We start from the raw sequence: 25,341 nt of genomic DNA, 5'->3' as shown, positions 1-25,341 counted from the left end.
GAAGACCGACAACGGCTTCACACCGCCCAGCGGCCGGCACTTGCCGCGGTGACATCTGTGTCCTGCATGGTCTCTCGCGCAATACGCACAAACGCTAAAACGGCCTGCCAGAACGGGTCGTAGCAGTCGTTGAACTGCTGTCCGGCGTCAGATTCGCTCCGGATCATGGCCTCAAGGGCCCGATAGTTTCCCGATGTCGCCCGCCGCAGCCGATCCGCTGCCGTGGCCACCTCCTGTGGCCCCTCCAGTTCCACCACCCACACCCGATGCCGCAGGACGGCGTATTCATCGCGGAGCCTCAGGCGCAGGTCACGCAGAACGCGAAGCCGTTCGCGCTCGTCAGGACCTGCCTGGGCGTCGGTGATCTTCCAGTAGAGGTCCGCCATTTGCTGCGCCTGCTCGATGACATCCACGTATGCGGCCCGGCGCGCCGCCCGCGTGCGATCCGTCTGTTGGCTGCGCGCAGCCAACTCCGCTTGTATTCGAGCCGCCCTGGCCGTTCCCCGGCCCGTCACCCAGCTCGCAACGACAGCAGTGCCTGCCGTGAGCACTCCGACCCACAGTGTGTTGTCAGCCATCCGCACATTGTCCGCAGCCGAGCCGACCGCAAGACCACGTATCAGACCCGTCGGGCCATCTCCTGATGCGCAAAGACTGATCACGAGCCCGGATCTACCCAGTCACCGCACGGCTTTGCCCGTGCCGGTACCGTCCGTCGTGAGCACCCGCTCGGGCGTCTCCCGCGTGTCGGCGGTCCCGGGTTCACACAGGACTCGCGCGGCCTCCGGAGTACCCGAACGCTTCAACCATTCACGGTAGGCCGGTGCCTGACGGGCCGCCTCCCAGTAGGCGTCCACCAACTCGTCGTATCCGAGATCGAGTTCGGCCTCCGAGCGGGCGGCGAGCAGCAGTCGTACTCCTATCGGGTCGCCCTGCAGGGACCGGACGACGACATCGGATCGCGGGCGGGCGGTGGGCTGGCTGACCGTGACGACTTCGCCGGTGGCGGCCAGCGAGTACGCCGTGAGGTAGTCGCCGTGCAGCATGTCGGGCTCGAGCCCCGCGTCCCGCAGGACACGGCAGAGCGCGTCCCACTCGCCGTCGACCGTGGAGTCCACCATCCAGTGGTCGTCGGCCAGGTCGGCGAGCCGCACCTCGGAACGTTCCGCAGCCGGGTGGTCGGCGGCGAGCGTGACGAACTGCGGTTCGCGTTCGACCAGGACGCGTAGACAGAGCCCGGACGGGATGCACAAGGGACTGCCCTCGACCTCATGCACGAAGGCCAGTTCGAGCCACCCCCCGGCGACCATGCGCAGCAGGGAGTTCGCGGAGACATCCATCCGGAGTGTGGGTTCGGTGCGGGGAACACGGGCGCGCAGTCGGCGCAGCCAGCCGGGCAGGGCACGGCTGGCCGTGGCACCGATCCGCAGTGTGTACTCATCCGTGGCCCGGGCCACCGCCGCCCTCGTCTCCGTGACGATCGCGGCGAGTTCGGCGACGAGAGGCCTGGCGCGGCTCAGCACCGCGTGGCCCAGTGGTGTGGGACGGCAGCCCGTGCCCGCGCGGACGAAGAGCTGCGCGCCGAGTGCCTGCTCGATGCGGCGCAGTTGGGTGCTCAACGAGGGCTGTGCCACCCCGAGCTCACGGGCCGCCTTGTGCAGGCTGCCCGTGTCGGCGATGGCGCACAGGGCGCGTAAATGCCTCACCTCGAGCTCCATGCCGGAAGGGTAGGGCGACGCGGAGCGGCGCACCAGATGTTCAAAACGCGACGAAGCCTGACGAGTCGGCTCCCCGATAGCTCCGCGCTATCCCCGAATGCCATCATCCGCCACCCCCTTGGCCTCCCCGAGACTCCTGCTGAACCAATCGTTCACCACCCCACACGAACGAGTAGGAGCACCCCACATGCTGTCCTCCCGTATGAAGTCGAAGGCCTCCAGGAGACTTCTGGCTCTCACGCTCGGCCTCGGTCTGGCATCCGCAGCGCTGGGCACCGCGGTCCCGGCGAGCGCCAAGTCGGCGGACTCCGCCCCGGCCGGTTCCGCCTCCGCCGCGACGGCCCGGTACGCCGGCTCGGCCGAAGACACCGCCGGCAACAAGGCGTTCTTCGACGCCGTCCTGAAGTCGGTCGCCAAGAAGCAGGCGGCCAACCCCTCCGTGCAGTCGGTGACCGTCTACTACAACGCCTCCCAGGCGCCGACTTTCCGCTCCCAGATATCGAGTTCCGCCTCGATCTGGAACAGCTCCGTGTCGAACGTCAAGCTCCAGGCGGCCTCGAGCGGTGCGGACTTCACCTACTACGAGGGCAACGACTCGCGCGGGTCGTACGCCTCCACGAACGGCCACGGCAGCGGCTACATCTTCCTCGACTACGCGCAGAACCGGCAGTACGACTCGATCCGCGTCACCGCCCACGAGACCGGTCACGTGCTGGGCCTGCCGGACCACTACAGCGGTCCGTGCAGCGAGCTGATGTCGGGCGGCGGCCCGGGCACGTCCTGCACCAACCGCTACCCGAACACGGCCGAGCGCTCCCGCGTGAACCAGCTCTGGGCCAACGGCCTCGCGAAGGCCCTCGCCAAGCTGGAGAAGGCGCGCTGACCCAGCGTCCTGCACGTGTGTCGAGCGCTGCGCGCCGCACACTCGAGTCGAGCCGGTATGGGCCGTGGTGTGCCGCCACGGCCCATACCGGGTTCGTCCGGGTGCGGGCCGTGGCCCGACCGGGACACGACCCGGCCGGGCGGTGATCCGGCCGGACGCGTCGCTCAGGGCTGACGTCCGATGAAGGCGAGCAGACGAGTCTGTACGTCAGCGCTCTCGGGGACCTCGACCCGCGGCCCGTACTGCCCGCTCTTGCGCAGCACCTCGTTAGCGCCGAAGTAACGGGCGAGCGCGCCGACACCCTCCAGGAGTGCCACCTCGTTTTCGTTTTCCCGTGTCCAGGAAGGGCGGCAGACGAAGTACGCCCACGCCTGGCCCTCGCCGAAGGGCCGGCCGCCGTACTGAGGTTGGTCCCAGGGGGTGGACACCGCGTTTCACGCGACGAGTGACAGCGTACGTGACGTGATCAATTGCTGTTCGTACTCGGCTGGCGTGAGGTAGCCGAGGGCGGAGTGGCGGCGGCGCCGGTTGTCGTACGACGGCCACCTGAACAGCTCCAGCCGTGTCTGCGCCTTCGAGGTCCAGCGCCTTCCGTGCAGCAACTCGCGCTTGAGACCCTGGAAGAACAATTCGGCGAGGGCGTTGTCGTAGCGTGAGCCGACCCGGCCCATGCTGCGGCGGATGGCGTGCCGGCGGAAGACCTCGGCGAAGGCGGCCGAAAGCACACCCAGTACGTGTCTGCAGGCGGTGACTCCTCCCCTGGCTGAAGCCGGGGGCTTCTCGTTACGCCGGGTTGGCGTTGCGACGGACCAGCCCGGCCTGTAGAACGTTGAGTGCTGCCACCGTGTCGGCGTGCGCAATATGTCCGCAGGCGACGCAGTGGAACTTCTCCTGTGTGGGCCGGTTCTCCTTGGCGGTGTGCCCGCATTCGGGGCAGGTGCGGGAGGTATTGCGGGGGTCCACGGCGATCACTTCTTAAACAGCGCTCCTCGAGTCCGCCGTTCCGGTCTCGCGGCGGTATGCGGCGTTCAGCTGCTGGGCCTCTTCGAGCTGGTCCTCGAGGATGACGATGCGGCACGCGGCCTCGATCGGAGTGCCCCGGTCCACGAGCTCACGGGCCCGGGCCGCGATGCGCAGCCGGCAGCGGGAGTAGCGGCGGTGGCCGCCCGCGGAGCGCAGTGGGATGATCAGGCGGGCTTCGCCGATCGCGCGGAGGAAGCCCTGGGTGGTGCCGCAGGCGGCTGGTGAGACGGTCGTTGGCCTGCTGCCGGCACCGCTCGATCCGCTCGGCAGGAGGAAGAGATCGCCCAGGCAATGGATCACCCCGTTCCACTCTCCAGGTAACGTCCAGGTATGAGTCATCCGCACCCCGAGCTGAAAGCCGCTCCGCCCCTTCCTGAAGGAGGGCTGCGGGTCATCGCCCTGGGCGGCCTGGGCGAGATCGGCCGCAACATGACCGTCTTCGAGCACGCCGGCAAACTGCTCATCGTCGACTGCGGCGTGCTGTTCCCCGAAGAGACCCAGCCCGGCGTAGACGTAATCCTTCCGGACTTCACCTCCATCCGGGACCGGCTGGACGACATCGTGGCCGTGGTCCTCACCCACGGCCACGAGGACCACATCGGCGGCGTGCCCTACCTGCTGCGCGAGCGGTCCGACATTCCCATCGTCGCCTCCAAGCTGACGCTGGCGTTCCTGGAGGCCAAGCTCAAGGAACACGGCATCCGGCCGCGCACGGTGCGCGTGCGGGAGGGCGACCGGCGCAGCTTCGGTCCCTTCGACTGCGAGTTCGTGGCGGTCAACCACTCCATCCCGGACGGCCTCGCGGTCGCGATCCGCACCGGCGCCGGGATGGTGCTGCACACCGGCGACTTCAAGATGGACCAGTTCCCTCTCGACGACCGCATCACCGATCTGCGTGCCTTCGCCCGCCTCGGCGAGGAGGGCGTGGACCTGTTCCTCACCGACTCCACCAACGCCGAAGTACCCGGCTTCACCACCTCCGAGCGTGAGCTGAACCCGGCGATCGAGCAGGTGCTGCGCACCGCGCCGCGCCGGGTCATCGTCTCCAGCTTCGCCAGCCATGTGCACCGCATCCAACAGGTCCTGGACGCCGCCCACCAGCACGGCCGCAAGGTCGCCTTCGTCGGCCGGTCGATGGTCCGCAACATGGGAATCGCCCGTGACCTGGGCTATCTGAAGGTCCCCTCCGGTCTGGTCATGAACACGAAGGAGCTGGAGAAGCTCCCGGACCACAAGATCACTCTGGTGTGCACCGGCTCCCAGGGCGAACCAATGGCCGCGCTGTCACGGATGGCCAACCGCGACCACCAGATCCGTATCGGCAAGGGCGACACCGTCCTGCTCGCCAGCTCCCTCATCCCCGGCAACGAGAGCGCCATCTACCGCGTCATCAACGGGCTTACCCGGTGGGGCGCCCACGTGGTCCACAAGGGCAACGCCAAGGTCCACGTCTCCGGGCACGCCAGCGCCGGCGAACTCGTCTACTGCTACAACATCGTCAAACCCCGCAATGTCATGCCTGTGCACGGCGAATGGCGCCACCTGCAGGCCAACGGCGACCTCGCCATCCGTACCGGTGTCGACCCGGACCGGGTCATCATCGCCGAGGACGGCGTCGTGGTTGACCTCGTCGACGGCCGCGCGTCCATCACCGGGAAGGTCCCCGCAGGCTACGTCTACGTGGACGGGATGGAGGTCGGCGGCGTCACCGAAGCCTCCCTCAAGGACCGCCGCACGCTTGGGGAAGAGGGGGTAGTCACGGTGGTGGCGATCGTCGACGCCGACACCGGCGCCCTCGCCGAAGCCCCCGATTTCCTGGCCCGCGGCTTCGCCCATGACGACACCACCTTCGAGCCGGTCATCCCCGTCATCGAGAAGACCCTGGCCACCGCCGCCGACGAAGGCATCGGGGACGCGATCCAACTCGAACAGCTCATCGCCCGCGCCGTGGCGAACTGGGCGTTTCGCACCTACCGCCGCAGGCCCCTCATCATCCCCGTCATCATCGACGCCTGAGCCCCGGCAGCACGGCCCCCTGCCTGCCGTGCCCGGCCTCGCGAGTATCGAAGCCGGGCACGGGAGTCAGCAGCCGCCCTAGGAGTCGCCACGCAGTCGGTCGCAGCCGATGGCGCTTGGGCAGCGAAAGGGTGACATTGCCACCCGCTCCAATCCTGGCGGGCGCGGCACGGCGGCGGAACTCGTTCGTACGGATCTCACTCGAGTGTGTGCCGGGTCCCGGTGGGCCCGGCACATCTATTCGCTCAGTGGGAGTCGTTAACGGAGTGGCACGGGCCGCACTCGGCAGCATCCGCCCACAGCCCAACTTCTGGGCCGGGGGGAGCGGACGAGGGGTGTTTCGAGCCGGGTTCACAGCAGATCGCTCGTGTCGTACAGGCGTGCATACCACCAGGCGCCCCTGCGCCAGTCGACCAGGTGCAGGCGTTGCTGGCTGCGTAGGTGAGAACTGGCTCTGGTCCACTTCTTGTGGTCGCGTACGCAGCGTGGCTGTTGACCATCGTGCAAGGGCGGTCGATGTCGCCCGCGGGACGGGCCGGCGCCCGGATGGCTGATGCCTTCGGCGTGCACGTCAGCCGGAACACCCTCCTGAGGCTGATCACCTCACTGCCGGATCCATCTGTGGCCACGCCACGTGTGGTCGGCGTCGACGAATACGCCCAGCGCAAGGGCCCGGATCTATGGAACCGTGCTCGTCGACGTCGAAACACGCCGCCCGGTGGACCTCCTGCCAGACCGGGAAGCGGACACGCTCGCGGCCTGGCTACCCGAACGGCCCGAAATCGAGATCATCTGCCGGGACCGTGCCCTCTTCTACGCCGAAGGCGCCACCCGCGGCACCCCGCAAGCCCTCCAGGTCGCTGACAGATGGCACCTCTGGTTCTGTGCACGCGTTTGGACAGTAGTTGTTCAGCACTTCGGGCAGCACCCTGCTACAAGCCCAATTCGAACAGTCAGCAATCCGGCGGTGCGACAGGTCGTCGCGGGCGGGACGGTGACGCGCCCGCTATCGCACCGGAGCGGCGAGCACAACCCTGGCCTCCTGGATGAAGTTGCGCTGAGCCTGTTCCAGTGCCGTGCTGTGCTCTCCGAACATGCGGGCCCGCTGCGCGAAGTCCGCCGCGGGAAGACGCATTGCGTTCGCCTTCGCCGAGACTTCTTCGTGGATGTCAGAAGCCAAAGCAACCATGGAGTCGGGGCCGGTGATGGCCACCGCAGTCACCGCTCGCTTCAGTGCTTCCAGGGCAGCGTTGGTGGGAAGCCACAACTCCCGGTGGTCGGCATCGTCATCCCAGCCAGGCTGGACACGAGCAGCGATGATCGGGCTGAAGGTGGCCTCTACCTCGCCGCACCGATCAAGGACAGCCGCGAATGCCGCCTGCTGCTCCTCCCGTAGCCGGTGCCTTACATCGACGGCTTCTTGGTCACGCACCTGCCGCCGGACCAGCCGGCCTTGGACGAGCGCGCCTCCTAGTGCGCCCGCCAGCGTTCCAACAATCCCCAGTCCAGCAGCCCATACGGCTGCATCCCCCTGATCCATGCCATGCATCATGCCGCCCCAGCGGACAACGAGATGCCGCATCACACCGAGTGATGCAGCCTCCACTCGGATCGTGCAGGAGAGGCGGTGACGCGCATCACCGGTCTTCATCGGCCCGGATCGTGAATCGAACAACCACGGCTCCGGGTGCTGTTCATTTCGCCGAACAACTGCTGTCCAAACTCGGTTCTGGCACAGATCTTGGGGAGCGGTCGCGGAGAGTTGTCTTGGTGTTCGATTGTGAGGGGTCCGGTTCACGACCGCGTACGCCTTGCCGTCCAGCAGGCGGAAGTGACGCTCCATCAGGTCTCCGTTTTTCTCCGCCGCGGTCGGCCGTATCCGGTGACGGTGCTGGTCATGGAGACCGATGCGGTGTTCTGGGACTCGCTGGTGTTCGACGGGATCGACGACGTGGACGTCGAGGCGGTGACCGTTGCCTTCGGCACGGTCGACGTGGTGGCCAGAGGCCGGGCGGCCGGGGCGGCGTGTCCGGACTGTGATCGCTTCTCGGGCCGGGTGCACGACTGCTACCAGCGAAGGTTGAAGGATCTCCCGCTCGGTGGGCAGAGCGTCGCGATCATGTTGAAGGTCCGGCGTTTCATCTGCGATGCGGACAACTGCCCGCGCCGCACGTTCGCCGAACCGTTCAACCAGTTGGCCGCCCCGTACGCGCGGTTCACCACACGGCTCAGCCACGTCCTGGAGCGTGTCGGGCTCGCGCTGGCCGGGAGGGCCGGTGCCCGGCTGGCTCACACGTCACCCCACGGCCCTGAGCGAGGAGGACCGCGCCGATCTGAAGAACGTCCTGGCGCGCTGCCCGGAGCTGGCTGCCGCCGCCGGGCATGTCCGCGACTTCGGCGAGATCCTCACCAGCCGCCTCGGCGCAACGCTCCCGACCTGGATCGGCGCCGTCGAGGCCAGCCAACTGCCCGGCCTCACCAACTTCGCACTCCACTTACTCCGAGACCTCGACGCCGTGACAGCCGGACTCACCCTGGAATGGAGCTCCGGCAGCGTCGAGGGTGCCGTAAACCGCATCAAGAAGATCAAGAGGCAGCTCTACGGACGGGCCGGATTCGAACTGCTCCGCAAGATGATCCTGCTGCAATAGCCTCCGCGGCCATCAGGCAGCATGAGCCTGGCTCCCCCTCACGCCACGCGCATGGCCGGGAACACGGCGGCCCGGCAGGGACGACGAGCGGTACCGAAGTGAACGACGGAGGCAAGACATGAGGACAGACGCGGACATGGATTCGCTCCGCTGGGCGGTGGCCTGGATGTGCGTCACCTTTACCCGCGACCTGAGCCCCGAGGAGGTCTTCACCCGGTACGGGGCCGACCCGGACCAGGCACGCCTGCTCGACTGGGACACGGCCTCGGCCCTGGTCTCGGGCGACTCCGACGACGAGATGGTCTCGCTGCTGCGGTCCGGGAGGATCGGTGAATGGGCCTTCTGCGTCGAGGAGGAAGGTGGCATCGGCTTTAGGGAAAAATCGCTCGCGGAGTTGTCTCGCGGCACTGAGACGTACAGCCTGGCGACGACCGACGGAATCGACGTCTTCCAGTACTGGCGTGACGGCGAGTGCGTCGAGTACTTCGAGCCCGGCATGGAGCACACCCGGTCCGAACCGCTCGGCCCCTGGTGGGATCGGGTGGAAACGGCGCTCGCCGCGCACGAGCGCGAGGATGCCGGCATGGCACCTGCGGTGGCCCTCGTGCTGGACCACCTCGGCATCACACTGGACGACGCCACCCTCGCCGGGCCCTGGCCCAGCCTGACGCACGCCGAGGACGACGCGCCATCGGCGCCACTCGGCGACACCTACGCGGGCGAGGGACCGGTTCCGCCCGGGACTGTCGAGGTCTGGTAGGACCCCACAACCCTCCGATCACGGCGCTTGAGTTTTAAGATCGTCGATCTTAAAACTCAAGCGTCAGTGGTCACCCTCCGCGTTCGCTCCCCAAGATCTGTGCCAGAACCCCAAACTCGTGGACAAAGCCACACCTCTGGCAAACCTCGGCGAGGCCGTCGAGAAGTGTGTCTACCGGCACCGCGCCTGCCTGCGTCCTGCGCCTGAGCCACCAGAGGAGCCGCACCAGGCGCCGGAGTCGCCCGCGTCCTCGCCGTGGCCAACCGGCCACCGGTTCGCCGAGCGCACCCGTGCCAAGCACGCCACCGTCCACGCCCTGCTGGCCGCCGGACACAGCAAGCGGTCCATCGTCCGGCAGCTCGGCATGGGCCTCAACACCGTTCTCCGCTTCTCCCGCGCCACCGAGCCGGAGCGGTTGTTCACCGGCCAGTGGCAATGTCGCCCCGCCAAGCCCGACGCCTGCAAGCCCTGTCTCGACCAGCGATGGCAGGAAGGCTGCACCAACGCCTGGAAACTGTGGGAGGAGATCAAGGCACAGGGCTCCCCAGACGGCTACGGCAACGTTCGCGCCTACGTCAGCCGGAACCTACGCGGCAAGCCCCAGCCGGTCGGGCCCCGGCCGCCATCCGCCCGTGCGGTCAGCCGCTGGATCCTCACCCACCCCGACGCCCCGGCCGAGAGCGACCGGCTTCAGCTCAAGGCAGTACTGGCCGGCTGCTCCCGGCCTCGAAAGCCTTGCCAGCCATGTCCGTGCCTTCGCGGACATGCTCACGCAACTGCGAGGCGAACGACTGTCGGAATGGATCGCGTCCGCGACTGCCACCGATCTACCCAGCCTTCAGCGATGCGCCCGGCACCTCGAACGCGACCTGGACGCTGTCACTGCCGGCCTCTCCCATCCCTGGAACTCAGGCGTTGTTGAAGGCCACGTGAACCGGATCAAGATGCTGAAGCGGCAGATGCTCGGCCGCGCGGGATTCGAGCTCCCCCGCAAACGCGTTTTGCTCGCCAAGTGAGCTGTCACCAGGCCTGATCCGGCTACCTGTGTCCCTCGTCGATCCTGCGGGGCCTCACGCCGAGGATCAGATCCTCAAGGGCGTGCGGCATTGCCCCGAAGCTAGCGACCCAGCCCGCGACCAGGTAGATCTCACTGCGCTCATCGATACCGAGAAAGAATCGGCCGTGATCGAGCTCACCGAGCGGGAAGAGCTCTCTCCCCAAGGCGTCGCTCCACTCGGAGAACCGGTCATCCTCTCCCCACGCCAGCTCAGGGTCCAGTTCGAATGGCTCGCGGGCGCGGTTGATTCCCGGGCCACCGATGCTGACGGTCAGCCCCCCGAACTCCTGGAGAAACGTCTCCGCAGCATCGTGCATGCGGACGCCGACTCCTTCGAACATGGACCGCCAGCCGGCCGTGTCGACGCGCCTGCCAGCCGTCCACCCCGAAGCCTCCAGGACCTCAAGCACCTCCGGCGACCATTCGCTCATGACAGACCCAACTCCCGCCAACTTGAAATAGGAGGCGATCCCCGAGTGCGGCCCGTCGTTGATCTGATCGCTCACGAGGTCGGACGGCCGTGCTGACGGCGCCGACTACGACGCTCCGCACACGGCCAGCGCGGTTCGCGCCAGCCCGCGCAGCCAGACGTGGGCTGGGTCGGTGTCGTAGCGCTGATGCCACGACAGGTATACCGGTGCCGACGGCAGTTCGAGCGGGAGGGGGAGCACGACCAGGCCGAGGTCGGCGACCGCTGACCGCGTGGTGGCTTCGGGGACGCTGATCAGGAGATCGGAGCCGCGCGCGAACTCCAGCGCGGCCGCTTCCGTGGGCGCGGTCGCCACTACGCGGCGAGTGAGGTCGAGCCGTGTGAGGGCGTCGTCGAGGGCGTTGCTGAGGTTTCCACGTCGCGAGACGGTGACGTGTTCAGCGGCGGCGTATTGCTTTGCCGTGAGGGTCCTGACGCGGGTGAGGGGGTGCCCTTGCCTCACGACGATGACGAGGGGGGTCTCGCCCACGTTCTCGGCACGGATGTCCGGTGCGCTCGGGCGGTTGGCGTTCGCCTCCAGGTCGACCTCGCCGCGCCGCAACTCAGGTGTGTCGATGCTCGATTCCGCGACGAAGCGCAAGCGCACGCCTGGAGCCTGTCCGCGAACGGCCGCGAGGAGTGAGGGGCCGCTCAAGGCGACCAGGGAATCGTGCCAGCGGAGGGTGAAAGTGCGCTCCAGCGTTGCCAGGTCGAGTTCACTGCTCGGTGCCAGCACCCCCTGGACCTGGTGCAGCAGCTCGTGCACCTGTTCCCGGACGGCGATCGCATACGGCGTCGGGGTCATCGTGCGCCCCGTGCGCACCAGGATCTGATCCCCGGTCGCGTGCCGGATTCGGCCCAGACTCCGGCTCATCGCGGGGGCGGTGACGTGCAGGCGTGCGGCCGCCCCGGTCACACTCCCCTCCTCCAGCAGCGCGTCGAGGGCGGTGAGCAGGTTCAAATCCAATTGCATGCGAGTAATCCTAGCTGTGCTTGACATGCATTTGAAGTTAATGAAGGGGCTCTATACCTTCGAGGTGAGAGCGCAAGACGGAACGCACCGCCTGACCCGACCAGCCTCATCACCCCTCCTCACACGGGAGTACCGCCATGTCCGAAACGCTTCAGACCACCGACGTCGCCGCCTCCGACGCCGACCTGCTCAGCCAGACCGCGATCGCCGTGCGAGCGGCCGGATCGGCGCTGCGCGAGCGCTTCGGCGAGGTGGTCCGCTACCAGACCCGCGAAGAGCTGATGCACGCCCTCGCCGCCAACGACGACACGGCGCTCGACATCCTGCGCCCCGGCCTCACGCGCCTGCGCCCGGACGCCGGCTGGGTGGAGGACGAGCTGGACGGCGGGGCGCTGCCGCCCGGTGAATGGTGGGTCGTGGATCCGGCCGAAGGAAACGTCAACCACCTGCACGCCCTGCCGGAGTGGGCGGTGACCGCCACCCTCGTGCGCGAGAACCAGCCGGTGCTCACCGCGGTCCATCTGCCGCTGACCGGAGAGACCTACACCGCGCTCACCGGTGCGGGCGCCCACCTCGACGGCCGGCCGCTGCAGGTCTCGCGGACCGCGGACCTCGGCCTGAGCATCGTGGCCACCAGCCAGGCCCGGCCGGACGAGGACGAGAAGGTCGTGCGGCGCGTCGGCTCCTCGATCACCGCGATGCTCTTCGACGCGCTCGTCGTCCGCACCGCCGTACCCGCGACCCTGCACCTTCTGAACGTGGCCGCCGGCCGGATCGACGCCTTCTGGCAGTACTCCGGCGCCCGCGCGGACCTGCTGCCCGGGGCGCTGCTCGTCACCGAGGCCGGCGGGCAGATCTCCGACGCCGAGGGCCGCACCTGGACCCCCGAGAGCGAGAGCTTCCTGGCCGCCGCGCCCGGCGTCCACGCCGAGGCCATCGCCACGCTTTCACGCTGACCACGCACCACAACCTGCACGCACGAAAGGACCAAGTTCATCGTGACCACGATCGCAGTCCTCGGAAACGGCCGCGTCGGCGGCAACCTCGCCACAGCCCTCACCCGGGCAGGACATGAGGTGACCGTGGCGAACCGCGCTCCAGGCACCGCCGCCGACGCTGCCCGGACAGCCCAGATCGTCATCAACGCCACCCCTGGCGCGGGCTCGCTGGAACGGCTCGTCGCCCTGCGCGAGGAACTGCGCGGCAAGATCCTCGTCGACGTCTCCAACGCCACCGCCGCCGGCCCCGACGGACTGCCCGCCGACCTGCTCTACCCCGGCTCAAGCCTCGCCGAGCAACTCCAGGAAGCGCTCCCCGAAACGCACGTCGTCAAGACACTCAACACCATGCTCTTCCCGGTGATGACCGCGCCGGCCAACCTCACCCAGGCGCCCGACGCCTTCCTCTCCGGCGAGGACCCGCAGGCCAAGCAGACCGTCCGCGAACTGCTCATCAACCTCGGCTGGCGCAAGGAGTGGATCACCGACCTCGGCGGGATCCGGACCGCCCGCGCCACGGAGGCCGCGATACTGTTCGTACCGCACGTGATTCGATCCAGCGGATTCACACCCTTCGCGATCTCGATCGCCCGCTGATCCGCACGCAGTGCGCCGCCCCCTGCGGCCCCACACAGCGGTACACGGAGGCGGTACAGGAACCAGCGGGCCGCACCCGAAGGGCGTGCCACTTCGTATCGCGAGGCTAGCGGTGGTTTGTTGACGGCGGGTCATAGCTGCAGTAGGCCGGTAGCAAAGGAACGTCGTCTCGCCGCCAGGGGGCTCGTGATGACCCGTCGTGTGCCGTGTCCGCCCGCGCCTGGCCCGCTGGAAGCCTACGCCGCGCGCTTTGACGACCTGTTCTCCACGTTGGCACAGCGGCGTGGGTTCCGCGAGTACTTGACGGTCTGCTCCCGCCGCGGGACCGGAACAAGACGCTGACCTGTTTGGTCGGCACGGAGCCGGTGGTCGGCGCCCAGCACCGGTCGGTGCAGCGGCTGCAGTTCTTCTTGTCCGAGTCGACGTGGGACCACGAGAAGATCAACGCCCGGCGGGTCGAGATGCTGCTGGCCGATCCGGAGACCGCCCCGCACCCGGGCGGCGTGCTGGTGATCGACGACTCCGGCGGCCGCAAGGACGGGAGTGCGACGGCGCACGTGGGCAAGCAGTACCTGGGATCGGTCGGGAAGATCGACCGTGGCGTGGTCACGGTGACCACCTGCTGGGCGGACGAGCGCGTCTGCTACCCGCTGCACGCCGTGCCCTACCCCCCCCGCCCACCACTTCCCGAACGGGAAGAACGACCCGGGCTTCCGTACGAAGCTGCAGATCGGAGCCGCTCTGGCCCGGCAGGCGAAGGAAGCGGGAGTGGTCCTGCGGGCGGTGGCCGCCGACTGCGCCTACGGCGACCAGGACGGCTTCCGCCGTGAACTGGCCGATGCCGGACTGCCGTTCGTCATGGCGATCAAGCCCCGCCACGGCGCCTGGGCCTACGGCGACCAGGCGTACACTCCCGTCGATGCCGCCCGCGCCCTGGCCTGGCACGACCCGGACGAGCCAGGCGACTGGAGCGCGGTCACCCGCACCTTCCGCGACGGGCACACCACCACCTGGTGGGCCGCAGACGCGCACCTGGGCTGGTGGGGCCCCGACGGAAACGTCCGCCTGGTCGTGGCCACCACCGACCAGGCCACCCTGCCCGCACAGTCCACCTGGTATCTGGCCACCCGACCTGCCCAGGCCCGGCGGACCACGTGCGGCCGAGAGCCCGATCCAGCCGGCCGACCTGACCGAGATCGTGCGGATCTACGGTCTCCGGGACTGGATCGAGCAGAGCTGCAAACAAGTCAAGGACGAACTCGGATGGGCCGACTTCCAGGTTCGCTCCGACAGCGCCATCCGCCGTCACCAGACCCTCGTCACCTGCGCGTTCTCCTTCTGCTGGGACACCTGGTTCGCCCCACCTCCACGCGTTGACGACCAGGAACCGACCGCCGGTCGGGCAGAGAGGGGGCCGTCCGCCGTCCCATCAGCCCCACCCGGCCAGCTGGCCCAAGGCGATCCGGGCCGTCCGTGGCTGGCTGACGCCCTGGACCACGCTGCAACGCTACTGGCGAGCCTGGACAGCCAAGCCCCCGCCCACCGAACTCCAGAACCTGATCAACGCCGTCAGCACCGGAAGACCCATCGACCTCTACACCCCGGTCTAACAAACCACCGCTAGGCGGCCGTCCCGGCCCTGGGGCACCGTCGTCGGGGGGCGGGCCGCCCGTGGTGGGATGGCCCGATGATCCCCACAGTGCTCTGGGAGCGCGAACTGCACCAGCGGGGCGGCGTTTCCGTTTTCGTCGTGGGGCCGGACTGTGTCGTCCTGCACGAGCGGCACACCCGGCTGGTCTGCCTGGAGCGCGTCGACGGCGCTGTGCGCTGGGACGTCCCGCTCGGTACCTGGCCGCGCGGGATCGTCCTCGCGGGGGACCGCGTGCTGGTGTTGCCGCAAGCGCCGAACCTGCTGTCCTGCATCGATCTGCGGACGGGTGCGTCGCTGTGGAGCGCCCCGACACCGAGGTGGACGGGGAACCTCGCGGTCCACTCGGACACCGTGGTGATAGGCGGTTGGCGCGGCTACACCCCGATGAGTGGCCTGGACCTCGCCGACGGGGGCGTGCGGTGGACGACACCGTCGCCGGTGACGTCCGTACGGACCCTCGCGTGGGCCGGCGGGGTGCTGACCGGCAGCGGCTACGAGGCGGTTCTCCTCGATCCGGCCGACGGGAGCGACCTGGCTCGGTGGCGGCTGCCGCACCCGCTCGCGGGACCCGACGCGAAAGCGTTCGTCCCGGTGGATGCGGAACGGGTGGTGGCGGTCTGCGAGGCCTCGTCACTGGTGACCTTCGGGATCGGCGCGGACGAGCCCACCCGACTCGGATCCTACGATCCGTTCGGGGCGGTCGGGTACATCCACGGGTCGGTCTGGATGCTGCGGTCAGGCAGGGGGTTCCTCGCGGTGGATCCCGCCGACGGGACGTCGACGTGGTCGGTCGAGGCGGATCGGCGGATTGTGGTCGACCCTCTGCCGTACGCCGACGGCGTCCTGGTGGGGGATGCCAACGGCGGCATCCGGCGGTTGGGGCCCGACGGCCGGACCGTGGAGGGGTGTTCCCTGCCGGGTCGGCGCCTGGACGCGCTGGCCGCCGCCGGCGACGGCGGGCTGTTCTTCGCGGCGAAGGGCACCTTCGGCTCCTTCACCTTCAGCCCGAAAGCCCGGCGGCCGACCACATCCGCAGCCAGCGCGGGAGCCCTCTCCGTCCGCGAGTCCACTCGGCAAGATCCGAAAGAGACAGCCTAGGACTGACCTGCGGTTTCCTGGGAACCGCAGAGGACATATGCCGCGCTCCGGCGCGCAGGGATCACAGGTGCCGTGAAAGAGGTGGAGCGGTGGACGAGGCTCAAAGGGCGTTGCTGGACGGACTCACCGTGGACGAGAGCAGCCCGGAGCAGCCGGTGCTGCTGGACGGGGCCGGCCGGCCGATCGCGACGTGGCGGGAGAACTATCCCTACGACCGCAAGGTCCAGCGCAAGGAGTACGAGCGGCAAAAGCGGGTCCTGCAGATCGAGATGCTCAAGCTGCAGCGCTGGGCGAAGGACACGGGTGCCCGCCTGATCGTCGTCTGCGAAGGACGTGACGCCGCGGGCAAGGGCGGCACGATCCACCGGTTCACCGAACGGCTCAATCCCCGCAGCGCCCGCATCGTCGCCCTGGACAAGCCCACCGAACGAGAAGCGGGTCAGTGGTACTTCCAGCGCTACACCGTGCACCTGCCCTCACCGGGCGAGATCGTGTTCTTCGACCGCTCCTGGTACAACCGGGCGGGTGTGGAGCGCGTCATGAACTACTGCACAAAGGCAGAGTACGAACTGTTCCTCCAACAGTGCCCCCGCTTCGAGGAGATGCTCATCGAAGCGGGCATCGTGCTGGTGAAGTTCTGGTTCTCCGTCTCGCGAAGCGAGCAGCGCACCCGCTTCGCCATCCGCCGGGTCGACCCCGTACGGCAGTGGAAACTCTCCCCCACCGACCTCGACTCACTGGATCGCTGGGACGACTACACCATCGCGAAGATCGAGATGTTCCGTGCCACCGATACCGAACACGCGCCCTGGACCGTCGTGAAGAGCAACGACAAGCGCCGGGCCCGTCTCGAAGCCATGCGCAGTCTCCTCGCCCGCCTCGACTACACCAGCAAGAACACCGAAGCCGTCGGAACGCCGGACCCGCTCATCGTCGGCCCGGCCGACACCCTCCTCGAGCCGGGAGAGGAAGAGTCGGCCCTCTCCCCCACCCCTCTCGCGCCCCACGCCGAAGGCCCCGGACAACACCCTGGGCGATGACCCGCCCCGTTCACCGCCGTCGCGTGCGAGACACCCGAACCAACCACCCCCTCGCCGCACCGAGCTCCACCTTCATCAGCGCTCGGCGATGCCCCGGGCCCGCGCCCGGTGGAAGCTGCCCGGACGTTCCGGCTCGCCGCGCAGCACCGCGGCCTGGTGGTAGGTCGGCAGCACCCGCCCGGTCCGGCTCCAGCATCCCGTACGGGCCACCCAGCCCCGTTCGATGTCCTCGCCGGAGCAGTCGAAGTCACCGACCACGACAAGAACGGCTTCGCGCGGCCCCTGGGTGACGCGGTCGCGGACGACGTCGGCGTACGACTGGGAGCTGAAGCCGCGGACCACGAGCACCGGGACGCCCGCCTCGGCGAGCCAGCCGGTGAGCTGCTGGCGCAGGGTGTCCTTTCTCCACGGCTACGTACAGGGCGTGCTCCTGGCCCTCGGTGCGGTCGAGGCGGTACCAGTCGCGCAGCTGCGTCTCGTTGACGTCGTCGGCGATCGGCTTGGTGGCGTGCCGGGCGAGGGTTTCACCGAACGGCACGTCCAGGTAGTAGCCGTGGGTCGGGCGTTTGTTCGGTGCCCACCATTAGGGCCCTCACGTCTAATTCTTCTTTGGTGCCCCGGACTCGCGCAGTACCTGCGCCCTGGACAGAACGGCACCCACGCCGGCTGCGGCCTGCGTGATGGTCGGCGGGCCGTGACGGGCGTGGGTCCCGTGAGCGTCAGCGGGCCGTGCCGAAGTCCTGCGTCCAGTAGTTGCCGGGCTGCGCCACCCCCACACCGATCTCCTTGAAGCCGCAGTCCAGGATGTTGCGCTTGTGGCCGGCGCTGGCCATCCAGCCCGCCATGACCTGCTCGGGCGTGGAGTACCCGTACGCGACGTTCTCGCCGTAGGTGCTCCAGAGGTAGCCCGCGCGCGTGATCCGCTGTCCCGGGTCGGACCCGTCGGAACCGGTGTGCGACATGGTGTTGTGGCTCGCCATGTCCGCGCTGTGGGCCTGGGCGGCCTGCGAGAGCTTCGCGTTCAGGGCGAGCGGGGAGCAACCGACCTTGGCGCGCTCGCTGTTGACCAGGGCGACCACGCGGGCGACGGCGGGGGTCGCCGTGCCTGCGGCGGGAGCCGTGATGGTGGGCGGCTTCGGTGAGGCGGTCGTCGAGGGGGGCACGGCGGTCGGCTTCGGCGTGGCGGCGGTCCTCGTCGGGGCGGGCGGGGTGGTCGCCTTCGAAACGGGCGCCTTGGACTTCTCCGGGGCGGGCGCCTCAGTCCTGGGAGAGGTCGTCGGCGAGGCCGAGGGCGAAGCCGTCGCCGTGGCCTTCGCGGTCTGGACGTCCCGCCCCCGGTGCCTGTCCCAGGACTCCTTCCTCCCGTCCGTCCGGTGTCCGTCCCAGGACACTTTCCTCCCGTCCGTCCAGGGACCTCTGGACGTGGCGGTGACGGCCTCGGCTCCTTCGTCGCCCATGCACGCCATGGCGGCCGACGGCACCGCCACCGCGCCCATCGCCAGGACGGCGACGACTATGGGCCGGCGGCGCGTCTTCCTGCCGTGCTTCCGGTGGTTCCTCATGCGGACCTCGTTCGGTCGACTCTCCTTGCGCCTCCGGCGGGCTCGGTTTCGCACAGACACTGCGCTTGACCTGCGGGGACGCCTTGCGGGGCCGTCATTGTTAAAAGCCGCGGGAGGGCACGACAACGGGGGCTTCCACTACCTCGCCTAGTAGGCGAGGGCACCCTTGAATCCGGCCCGGGATTGTGCCGGGCCGCCGCGCCGGACGCCGACGGCGCCTCACACTCCGTCAGAAGGACGGCAGAGGCGGTCCGGCGGCTCGAGGCCGGTGACCCGGGCCGGTGACCCCGGCCGAGATGCCGCGTATGCCCGCTTCCGTATGCCAGATCCGCCTATATCGGCCACATGCCACGTACTATCGCGGCACGTTGATGGGGACCGGGCACGTGAGGGATGTCACTGACTCTCCCCACAACCCCTTCGGTACCCGGCGTGCGGGTGCCCGAGCCCGATCCACGGCCGGGCTGCGCTGCGGAGCCCAAGTGGGACGGGTTCCGGACGCTGGTCTCCGTCGCGCAGGGTGACCGCGCAGGCCGGATGCCGCCCGCCCTCGAGGGTGTGCCGGCGGCTGGGCAGCAGCACGGCCTGCCCGCCGGCGGGCTCGTCACCGAACTGCGGGCGCACCTCGGTCAGCCACCACGCCGGCAGCCGGTCCACCCCGTCGATGGCCGGCACCAGGTCGGCGGCGTACGCCAGGGCGCGGTCGACGTCGCCGAGCTCCCGGTGGATCCCGGCCCTCCGATGCCCGGAGTACGTCTTTTTTCAGCCATTCCCCTATAACGCCCCTGTACGGAAAGGTACTTCCGTACAGGAGCATGCGCCTGACATCTTGCATCCACCACTCGTTTCGTACGGCCCCGCCGGTGCCCTCAGCACGGCCGGGCCGTCTCCGGAGGACGCATTGATACCCCACATATCCAGCCGGACTAGACGCACGCTGGTCCTGGCGGCCACGCTCGGCGCCGCCCTCGCGTTCGGCGCCCCGGGCGCCCTCGCGGGCACGCTCCCCGTCGACCCCTCCCCCGCGCCGGCCGCCAAGGCCCACGCTCCGGTCGCCGTGCCGACTTCCCAGAGTGCGACCTGGGTGGCCGGCACGCGTGCCTACCTCGTGATCACCGCCCCCGGTGACAGTTCGGCGGTCCGCTCCGCGATCGCGGCCAACGGCGGCACCGTCTTCTCGAACTTCGACGCCATCGGCGTGATCGTCGCCCACTCGGCGTCCAGCGAATTCGCCGCCACCATGCGCGGCGTCGCCGGCGTGCAGCAGGTCGGCGCCACGCGCACCTCGGACGTCCCGGCCGACGCCTACAACCCGGCGCTCCCGGCCAATCCGGCCCAGGCCTCGACCCCGGCCGGAGAACCGGTCCGGGCCGACATGAGCCAGATCAAGGCCGACCAGGCCTGGGCCGTGAACCCGGGCTCCGCCTCCGTCACGGTCGGCATCCTGGACACCGGTGTGGACGACCAGCACCAGGACCTGGCGCCCAACTTCAACGCGGCCGACTCGGTCTCCTGCGCCTACGGCAAGCCCGACACCCGTGTCGGCGCCTGGCGGGACGTCGACACGCACGGCACCCACGTAGCGGGCACCATCGCCGCGGCCAAGAACGGCAAGGGCGTCGTCGGCGTGGCCCCCGGGGTGAAGATCTCCGCGGTCCGGGTCGCTGAGCCGGGCAACTCCTTCTTCTTCGCCGAGAACACCATCTGCGGCTTCGTCTGGGCCGGTGACCACGGCTTCAAGGTCACCAACAACAGCTACTACACGGACCCGTGGCAGTTCAACTGCCCGGACAACATCGACCAGGCCGCCATCATCGAGGGCGTCAAGCGCGCCCAGGAGTACGCCGAGGGCAAGGGCTCCCTCCAGATCGCCGCCGCGGGCAACGAGAACTACGACCTCGCCCACAAGACGACCGACTCCGCGAGCCCGAACGACTCGACGCCGGTCACCCGCACGATCACCAACGCCTGCCTCGACATCCCGACCGAGCTGCCGGGTGTGGTCACGGTCGCGGCCAACGGCACGGGTGTCACCAAGGCCTCGTTCTCCAACTACGGGCAGGGCGTCATCGACGTCGCGGCGCCGGGCAGCAACGTGTACTCCACCGTCCCCGGCGGCGGCTACGGCAGCAAGAGCGGCACCTCGATGGCCACCCCGCACGTGGTCGGCGTGGCGGCACTCATCGCCAGCGCCAACCCGGGCATCACCCCGGCGCAGATCCGCGCCAAGCTGGCCGCCCAGGCCAACGACATCGCCTGCCCCTCGGACAGCCGCTGCACGGGCACGACGGCCAACAATTCGTTCTTCGGCGAAGGACAAGTCGACGCCCTCAAGGCCGTCGGGACCACCCCGCCGCCCGGTAAGTACTTCGAGAACCTCGCGGACTTCGCCATCAACGACAACGCGACCGTGGAGAGCCCCATCGCCATAACCGGCGTGACCGGCAACGCCCCGGCCACCCTCAAGGTGGGTGTGGACATCAAGCACACCTACATCGGTGACCTGAAGGTCGACCTGGTGGCGCCGGACGGCACCGTCTACACGCTGCACAACCACGCCGGCGGCAGCGCCGACAACATCGCCCAGACCTACACCGTAAACGCCTCCTCGGAGGTCGCGAACGGCACCTGGAAGCTGCGCGTCAACGACAACGCCGCCTCCGACACAGGCACGATCGACGCCTGGAACCTGACCTTCTAGCGCAGGGCCCGGCAACGCCCACGTTCAACACGCACTGCGCCGGCGACAGCTCCTTGCCCGCGGCCACGGACAAGGCGGGCTGCGGTCTGTTCGGCCAGGGCTGCGAACTGCTGGGTGGCAGAGGGCATATGGGCCTCGGCAGCGGTGAACGCCGAGGTCGGGGCCCATATGCCGGAGACGTCCAGGAAGGCCGCGAACGGCCTGGGGCCGGCGTCCAGCTCACCGTGCGCCTCCCTGAGGAGCTGCAGGGCCGTGTCCGCGCTGACCGTACGGGCAGCGGGGCCGCGGCTGCGCGCGCCGCGGCCCCGAGGAGTGCCGGCCGACTCGACCTGCTGACACCCGCGCGGCTACGCAGAGGGCGCGGCCGAGGGTCTGACCGGCACCCCGAAGGTCTGTCCGGCCGCATCGAACCGCGGCAGGATCACCCGGCGACCTGATGGAAGCGCTCGCGGGCGCACCACCCCATCAGCCGTACGTGGCCCCAGCCCCAGGGTCTTTGAGAAGTGATCTTGCGTCTGGGTTTGTCAGGTTAGTCCGAGGGCGGTGAGGGGCCGCTGGGGATCGCGGCTGGTGTGGCGGAGGGCGGCGGCGATGTTGGTGCGGCCGTCTTGGCGGTGGACGCCGATGGCGAGGTTGCGTAAGCCGGCCATGATGCGGGGCAGGTGCCGGGTGCGGATCTTCGAGGCGTCTTCACCGAAGGTGCGGTCGCGGACATGGTGGAGCTGGTTTTCAATCTTCCAGTGGCCGCGGATCCAGGCCGCGAGTTCGCTGCCGCTGGCGGCTCCGGGCGGCAGGCTGGTGACCAGGTGGATCCGCTCGATCGAGAGCTTGCCCGAGCCCGGGTCCCGTCTCCAGCGCACGACCTGGAGGGCCTGGCGGGCGTGCGGGTGGTCCAGGTGCGCGGCTGCCCGAACCCCAGCTCACCAACGAGGCCGCCCCGGCACTCACGACCTCCCGCCGGCCCACCCTGGTCAGCCTGCTGCGCTGCGAGGGCCTGGGCGCGCCGGACACCGTACAGGTGGATGCCTTCGAAGGCATCCGGTGGGAGCCCTCCAGCCGGCTGCTCAACCATGTCGGATCAGAGTTGGAAGGCGCCAACACCTTCGCTCTGGTGGGCGACCAACAGGACGCGTTCGTACGGATCCGCGCCGTGGCCGCCCACCATCTGCCCGCCCGCGGCGAAAAACCCGTGCGCAAGGGAGACGGTGCGATCATCACCGTGAGCGGCGGCCCGGGCAGCGGCAAGACCGCCCTCGCCGTACGACTGCTCGGCCGCCTCATGCGCGACCACCCCGCGACGCGTCCCCGCTTCATCACACCATCCGGGACCCTGCGCGCCCACCTCCAAGAAGCCGTGCGCGGCCATAGCGCAGCCCGCGAACTATTCCCCGGCATCGGCGCCCTGCGCAGCACCGCACAGCAGGCAGGTGCCCTCGTCATCGACGAGGTACAACGCATCAAACGCAACGGCGCCGACGGGCTGCCACCGGATTTGACCGCAGTGATGAAACACGTCCCACTTGCCGTCATCTTCCTCGACGAACGCCAAATCATCCGGCCCGACGAGGGCACCACGGTCGACGAGATCCACACGGCCGCCCAGCGCCTCGGCCGAACGCACCACCACCACCTGGAACTCACCGGATCATTCCGCTGCGCCAGCTCAGCTGCCTACACCGCATGGGTCGACGCGCTCTTGTACGGCACACCTGTCCCCTGGACGAGACACACCAGCTACGACCTCAACCTCGCCGACGGCCCCTTCGTCCTCCAGCAACGGATCGATCGGGCTACCACCGCCGGGCGCAGCGCGCGTACCACCGCCGGATTCTGCTGGCCCTGGCCGCGCAACCGCCCCCGCACCCCCACGCTCCCCCTCGATATCCAGATCGATGTTCCTTCCCCCACCGGCCAGACACGCGTCTGGAAAGCCACGTGGAACGCCCGCGAAACCCTCACCGACACCAACGGCAACCCGCTCGCTCCGCGTAGCCAACTGTGGGCCACCCACACCGGAGGCCACCAGCAAATCGGCTGCATCTACACCGCCCAAGGCCTCGAATACCAGGACGCCGGCGTCATCATCGGCCCCGACCTCACCTGGGACCACGACCGCTGGAAAGCCCACCCCGACCAAAGTCACGACGAAGCCCTCCGCGACCTGCCCCCACAGCAGTACCTGCGCTACGCCCTCAACATCTACCGCGTCCTACTCACCCGCGGCACCCACACCACCCGTATCCCCGCCACCGACCCCACCACCCAGCGCTTCCTCGACCACCTCATCACCCAAGCCCCCGCTCACTCAGTCACATAACGGCAGGCGGGTCGTCACGTGGGCCACGTACCGGTGCAGCGGCAGAACAGCTAGTGAGGGTCAGCGACGGTGACGTTGTATGCGAGCGTCCACGGCTGGTATCCCTCGCGTCGGCACCGCACCCACAGCCGGACCGGCTCACCGTCATACCGGTCGCGCCAATACGTCCTGTCGGTCCAGGAAGGAGGAAGAGAATACTCCAGCGCCCGCTTGATCCACTCGCCCAGCTCCAGCGGGACGCCGGGGGACAGACGTCCGTCGCTCGTCGTGTTGTTAATTCCCGGACAGAAGCGGTACGGCCCCCAGATAGTCTCGACGATCCTCTGCTCCTCCATGCCGGCAAGGCCCACACCATGAACATAGCCGTCGTCGCGGATCTCGATCTCGACCGAGTCGAGACGCCCCAACGCAGGCGGCCCCTCGAACGTCAGCAGCAGACTCGCCCGACCACTGGCCGGTCCGAAACGTGTGATCGTGACGTCGAACTGCGGCGTCATCTCGTAGTGCCAGCGCTCCCGTTCGACCTCCGCCACCGAGTCCGCGGTCGCGTTCGCCCGCTCTGCGGCCCGATTGGATTGGTGAGCTGCCTCGTTCGCCGTACGCGAGATCATCAATGCGATCACTGCCGTGACGACACCGCCGACCGCGGAGACCGCGCTGAGGGCATCGGCCCAGGACACACCTGCCATAGCCCGGCACAGTATCCGGCTGCTGGGGCGCGCACATCGCATTCCGCGCCAGGCTCCTAGCTAGGCAATAGGCGGTCGGCGATCAGATGTCGGCAGGCGCCCTCGACCGCGCCGGTGGCGATCGGTGTCGGCGGCCGCTTGCTCTGCGCGTTCATCCGTACGCGGCTCTGTACGTTCACGTGTACGCCGACACCTAATTGGCAGCCGAGTCGTCGTGGGGCGCCGGGCGGCCAATCGATGGAGGCCACAAGCGGCAGAAGTTTGAAAGCCACGCCCAGCACCCCTGAGCGGGTAAACCATACGAAGGGCTCACCGCCTCCCGCAGAACAACGTAGTGAACTTTGAGCGTGTGCCATTGAAGTTTAAGTGGCGTGGATCACTGGATCAGGGGCGTCGTGCGAGGAAGACGAACTCTCTGCCTGGCCGGTCAGGCGCATCGCGCACGTCTTGCACCACTTAGCCGTGCGTAACCAGGTCCGTCTTGATCTCGTCTCGCTCTCGGAAGCGCAGCGTCGAATCCGAGATCAGCACCTGTCCGTCTGCTGCGAAGCCGTAGGTCCACCGGAAGGTGACCAGGGGCCAGTTCACGTCGATCAGCTGGACCCAGCTCTCGACGGAGCCGACCCCCGGGGTCTCCGTCACCCGGCAGGAGTTCTCGCGGGTCCACTCTTCCCAAGCGCATCTGGCCGGATCGCGGGTCTCGAAGACCAGGTGCCCGCCAGGCCGTAGCGCCTCGTAGGCTCCGCGCAGCGTCTTCTGCCAGGTGTCCGGATCAACGATTTCCTGGGCGACATTCGCTGTCATCGTCGCGAGATCGACCTGCAGTAGCGGGAGGGGTGTCGCGTCGCCGCTGATCCAGCGCACTCGCTCACTGCCCGGTTTGCCCCGGGCGACGTCGATGGATGCCTGGGCGGGATCGATGCCGACGACGTCGACCCCGTGGTCGGCCAGGAGGAGAGCGAACACCCCTGTGCCGCAGCCGATGTCCAGAACTTGGCGCGCCCCGAACTCTTCCACCATGCGGAGGTAGGCATCGAGATCGCTGCGGTCGGGGTCGAGGGGATCGTGGATCGCGGCGAGTCGTGGATGCCCGAAGCAGTCGTCAGCCATGCGGCCGAACGTATGCAGAGCCGGGCCC

General features: G+C 68.7%; 23 protein-coding genes and 7 pseudogenes. 15 read left to right on the top strand and 15 right to left on the bottom strand.

Features of this window, described 5'->3' with window-relative positions:
- Window positions 1–17: 17 nt before the first annotated feature.
- Together OG485_RS42390 and OG485_RS42385 are read right to left on the bottom strand one after the other, a co-directional pair.
- Window positions 18–578 (bottom strand): hypothetical protein, encoded by a 561-nt coding sequence (locus tag OG485_RS42390; protein ID WP_328674166.1) that lies wholly within the window; start codon window positions 576–578, stop codon window positions 18–20.
- Window positions 579–680: 102 nt separating this feature from the next.
- Window positions 681–1,718, bottom strand: a complete 1,038-nt coding sequence (locus OG485_RS42385; RefSeq protein ID WP_328674165.1) for a LysR family transcriptional regulator — start codon at window positions 1,716–1,718, stop codon at window positions 681–683.
- 187 nt (window positions 1,719–1,905) lie between these two features.
- Here OG485_RS42385 and snpA point away from each other — a divergent pair, with 187 nt between their 5' ends.
- Window positions 1,906–2,601 (top strand): snapalysin, encoded by a 696-nt coding sequence (snpA, locus tag OG485_RS42380; protein ID WP_328674164.1) that lies wholly within the window; start codon window positions 1,906–1,908, stop codon window positions 2,599–2,601.
- Between the two features lie 164 nt (window positions 2,602–2,765).
- On the opposite strand, the gene OG485_RS42375 is transcribed toward snpA, so the two are convergent.
- From OG485_RS42375 to OG485_RS42360, 4 genes and pseudogenes are all read right to left on the bottom strand, one after another.
- Window positions 2,766–2,918 carry a hypothetical protein gene (locus OG485_RS42375; protein WP_328674163.1) on the bottom strand — a complete coding sequence of 51 codons (153 nt, stop codon included), beginning with the start codon at window positions 2,916–2,918 and terminating at the stop codon, window positions 2,766–2,768.
- Window positions 2,919–3,035: 117 nt separating this feature from the next.
- A pseudogene (locus OG485_RS42370) lies at window positions 3,036–3,416 on the bottom strand (integrase core domain-containing protein); the annotation flags it as partial.
- Window positions 3,385–3,576, bottom strand: a pseudogene (locus tag OG485_RS42365) (zinc ribbon domain-containing protein); the annotation flags it as partial. The pseudogenes OG485_RS42370 and OG485_RS42365, both read right to left, overlap by 32 nt.
- Window positions 3,577–3,894 (bottom strand): MerR family transcriptional regulator, encoded by a 318-nt coding sequence (locus tag OG485_RS42360; RefSeq protein WP_328674850.1) that lies wholly within the window; start codon window positions 3,892–3,894, stop codon window positions 3,577–3,579.
- Between the two features lie 60 nt (window positions 3,895–3,954).
- Here OG485_RS42360 and OG485_RS42355 point away from each other — a divergent pair, with 60 nt between their 5' ends.
- The 6 genes and pseudogenes from OG485_RS42355 to OG485_RS42330 all read left to right on the top strand — a co-directional run bounded on the left by OG485_RS42355 (window position 3,955) and on the right by OG485_RS42330 (window position 10,067).
- Entirely contained in the window at window positions 3,955–5,640 is a 1,686-nt protein-coding gene (locus tag OG485_RS42355; RefSeq protein WP_328674162.1) for a ribonuclease J, read from the top strand.
- 525 nt (window positions 5,641–6,165) lie between these two features.
- Window positions 6,166–6,520: pseudogene (locus OG485_RS44175) on the top strand (ISL3 family transposase); the annotation flags it as partial.
- A 1,017-nt stretch (window positions 6,521–7,537) separates the two neighbouring features.
- Window positions 7,538–7,732: pseudogene (locus tag OG485_RS42345) on the top strand (ISL3 family transposase); the annotation flags it as partial.
- Window positions 7,733–7,916: 184 nt separating this feature from the next.
- Complete coding sequence (locus OG485_RS42340; RefSeq protein WP_328674160.1) at window positions 7,917–8,291, top strand: transposase; 375 nt, start codon at window positions 7,917–7,919, stop codon at window positions 8,289–8,291.
- 118 nt (window positions 8,292–8,409) lie between these two features.
- Window positions 8,410–9,051, top strand: coding sequence for a DUF6461 domain-containing protein (locus OG485_RS42335; protein WP_328674159.1), 642 nt, complete (start codon window positions 8,410–8,412; stop codon window positions 9,049–9,051).
- Between the two features lie 764 nt (window positions 9,052–9,815).
- Window positions 9,816–10,067 carry a transposase gene (locus OG485_RS42330; protein WP_328674158.1) on the top strand — a complete coding sequence of 84 codons (252 nt, stop codon included), beginning with the start codon at window positions 9,816–9,818 and terminating at the stop codon, window positions 10,065–10,067.
- A gap of 22 nt (window positions 10,068–10,089) precedes the next feature.
- On the opposite strand, the gene OG485_RS42325 is transcribed toward OG485_RS42330, so the two are convergent.
- Window positions 10,090–10,614: an SUKH-3 domain-containing protein gene (locus OG485_RS42325; protein WP_328674157.1), complete on the bottom strand. Its 525-nt coding sequence runs from the start codon at window positions 10,612–10,614 to the stop codon at window positions 10,090–10,092.
- A 30-nt stretch (window positions 10,615–10,644) separates the two neighbouring features.
- Window positions 10,645–11,550, bottom strand: coding sequence for a LysR family transcriptional regulator (locus tag OG485_RS42320; RefSeq protein ID WP_328674156.1), 906 nt, complete (start codon window positions 11,548–11,550; stop codon window positions 10,645–10,647).
- Window positions 11,551–11,687: 137 nt separating this feature from the next.
- Here OG485_RS42320 and OG485_RS42315 point away from each other — a divergent pair, with 137 nt between their 5' ends.
- The 6 genes and pseudogenes from OG485_RS42315 (at window position 11,688) to ppk2 (ending at window position 16,934) form a co-directional block, all read left to right on the top strand.
- Complete coding sequence (locus OG485_RS42315) at window positions 11,688–12,506, top strand: inositol monophosphatase family protein (protein ID WP_328674155.1); 819 nt, start codon at window positions 11,688–11,690, stop codon at window positions 12,504–12,506.
- Between the two features lie 42 nt (window positions 12,507–12,548).
- Window positions 12,549–13,145, top strand: coding sequence for an NADPH-dependent F420 reductase (locus OG485_RS42310; RefSeq protein ID WP_328674154.1), 597 nt, complete (start codon window positions 12,549–12,551; stop codon window positions 13,143–13,145).
- Window positions 13,146–13,453: 308 nt separating this feature from the next.
- Window positions 13,454–14,522, top strand: a pseudogene (locus OG485_RS44170) (IS701 family transposase).
- Window positions 14,519–14,755 (top strand): hypothetical protein, encoded by a 237-nt coding sequence (locus OG485_RS42295; protein ID WP_328674153.1) that lies wholly within the window; start codon window positions 14,519–14,521, stop codon window positions 14,753–14,755. Before OG485_RS44170 ends, OG485_RS42295 begins: the two are co-directional and overlap by 4 nt.
- 77 nt (window positions 14,756–14,832) lie before the next feature.
- Window positions 14,833–15,894 carry an outer membrane protein assembly factor BamB family protein gene (locus OG485_RS42290; RefSeq protein ID WP_328674152.1) on the top strand — a complete coding sequence of 354 codons (1,062 nt, stop codon included), beginning with the start codon at window positions 14,833–14,835 and terminating at the stop codon, window positions 15,892–15,894.
- Window positions 15,895–15,983: 89 nt separating this feature from the next.
- Window positions 15,984–16,934 carry a polyphosphate kinase 2 gene (gene ppk2 / locus OG485_RS42285; RefSeq protein ID WP_328674151.1) on the top strand — a complete coding sequence of 317 codons (951 nt, stop codon included), beginning with the start codon at window positions 15,984–15,986 and terminating at the stop codon, window positions 16,932–16,934.
- 75 nt (window positions 16,935–17,009) lie between these two features.
- On the opposite strand, the gene OG485_RS42280 is transcribed toward ppk2, so the two are convergent.
- From OG485_RS42280 to OG485_RS42265, 4 genes and pseudogenes are all read right to left on the bottom strand, one after another.
- Window positions 17,010–17,282: a hypothetical protein gene (locus tag OG485_RS42280; protein WP_328674150.1), complete on the bottom strand. Its 273-nt coding sequence runs from the start codon at window positions 17,280–17,282 to the stop codon at window positions 17,010–17,012.
- Between the two features lie 103 nt (window positions 17,283–17,385).
- Window positions 17,386–17,511, bottom strand: a pseudogene (locus OG485_RS42275) (kinase); the annotation flags it as partial.
- 142 nt (window positions 17,512–17,653) lie between these two features.
- Window positions 17,654–18,496, bottom strand: coding sequence for a CAP domain-containing protein (locus tag OG485_RS42270; protein WP_328674149.1), 843 nt, complete (start codon window positions 18,494–18,496; stop codon window positions 17,654–17,656).
- A gap of 396 nt (window positions 18,497–18,892) precedes the next feature.
- The gene (locus OG485_RS42265; protein WP_328674148.1) at window positions 18,893–19,171 is read right to left on the bottom strand and encodes a hypothetical protein; all 279 of its coding nucleotides are present in this window, start codon (window positions 19,169–19,171) and stop codon (window positions 18,893–18,895) included.
- Window positions 19,172–19,397: 226 nt separating this feature from the next.
- Here OG485_RS42265 and OG485_RS42260 point away from each other — a divergent pair, with 226 nt between their 5' ends.
- Window positions 19,398–21,197 (top strand): S8 family peptidase, encoded by a 1,800-nt coding sequence (locus OG485_RS42260; RefSeq protein ID WP_328674147.1) that lies wholly within the window; start codon window positions 19,398–19,400, stop codon window positions 21,195–21,197.
- Between the two features lie 524 nt (window positions 21,198–21,721).
- Here OG485_RS42260 and OG485_RS42255 read toward each other — a convergent pair.
- Window positions 21,722–22,057: a hypothetical protein gene (locus OG485_RS42255; protein ID WP_328674146.1), complete on the bottom strand. Its 336-nt coding sequence runs from the start codon at window positions 22,055–22,057 to the stop codon at window positions 21,722–21,724.
- A 158-nt stretch (window positions 22,058–22,215) separates the two neighbouring features.
- Between OG485_RS42255 and OG485_RS42250 the strand changes: the two genes are divergently transcribed.
- On the top strand, window positions 22,216–23,514 hold the full coding sequence (locus tag OG485_RS42250; protein ID WP_328674145.1) for a DNA/RNA helicase domain-containing protein: 1,299 nt from the start codon (window positions 22,216–22,218) through the stop codon (window positions 23,512–23,514).
- Between the two features lie 50 nt (window positions 23,515–23,564).
- On the opposite strand, the gene OG485_RS42245 is transcribed toward OG485_RS42250, so the two are convergent.
- Together OG485_RS42245 and OG485_RS42240 are read right to left on the bottom strand one after the other, a co-directional pair.
- Complete coding sequence (locus OG485_RS42245) at window positions 23,565–24,203, bottom strand: hypothetical protein (protein WP_328674144.1); 639 nt, start codon at window positions 24,201–24,203, stop codon at window positions 23,565–23,567.
- A 384-nt stretch (window positions 24,204–24,587) separates the two neighbouring features.
- Window positions 24,588–25,313 (bottom strand): annotated as a pseudogene (locus OG485_RS42240) (class I SAM-dependent methyltransferase).
- Window positions 25,314–25,341 lie beyond the last annotated feature (28 nt).

This window comes from Streptomyces sp. NBC_00328 (genome assembly GCF_036139655.1).
Taxonomy (GTDB): domain Bacteria; phylum Actinomycetota; class Actinomycetes; order Streptomycetales; family Streptomycetaceae; genus Streptomyces.
Note: the sequence above shows the minus strand (reverse complement) of the source record. Positions and strands in the feature narration are given on the sequence as shown.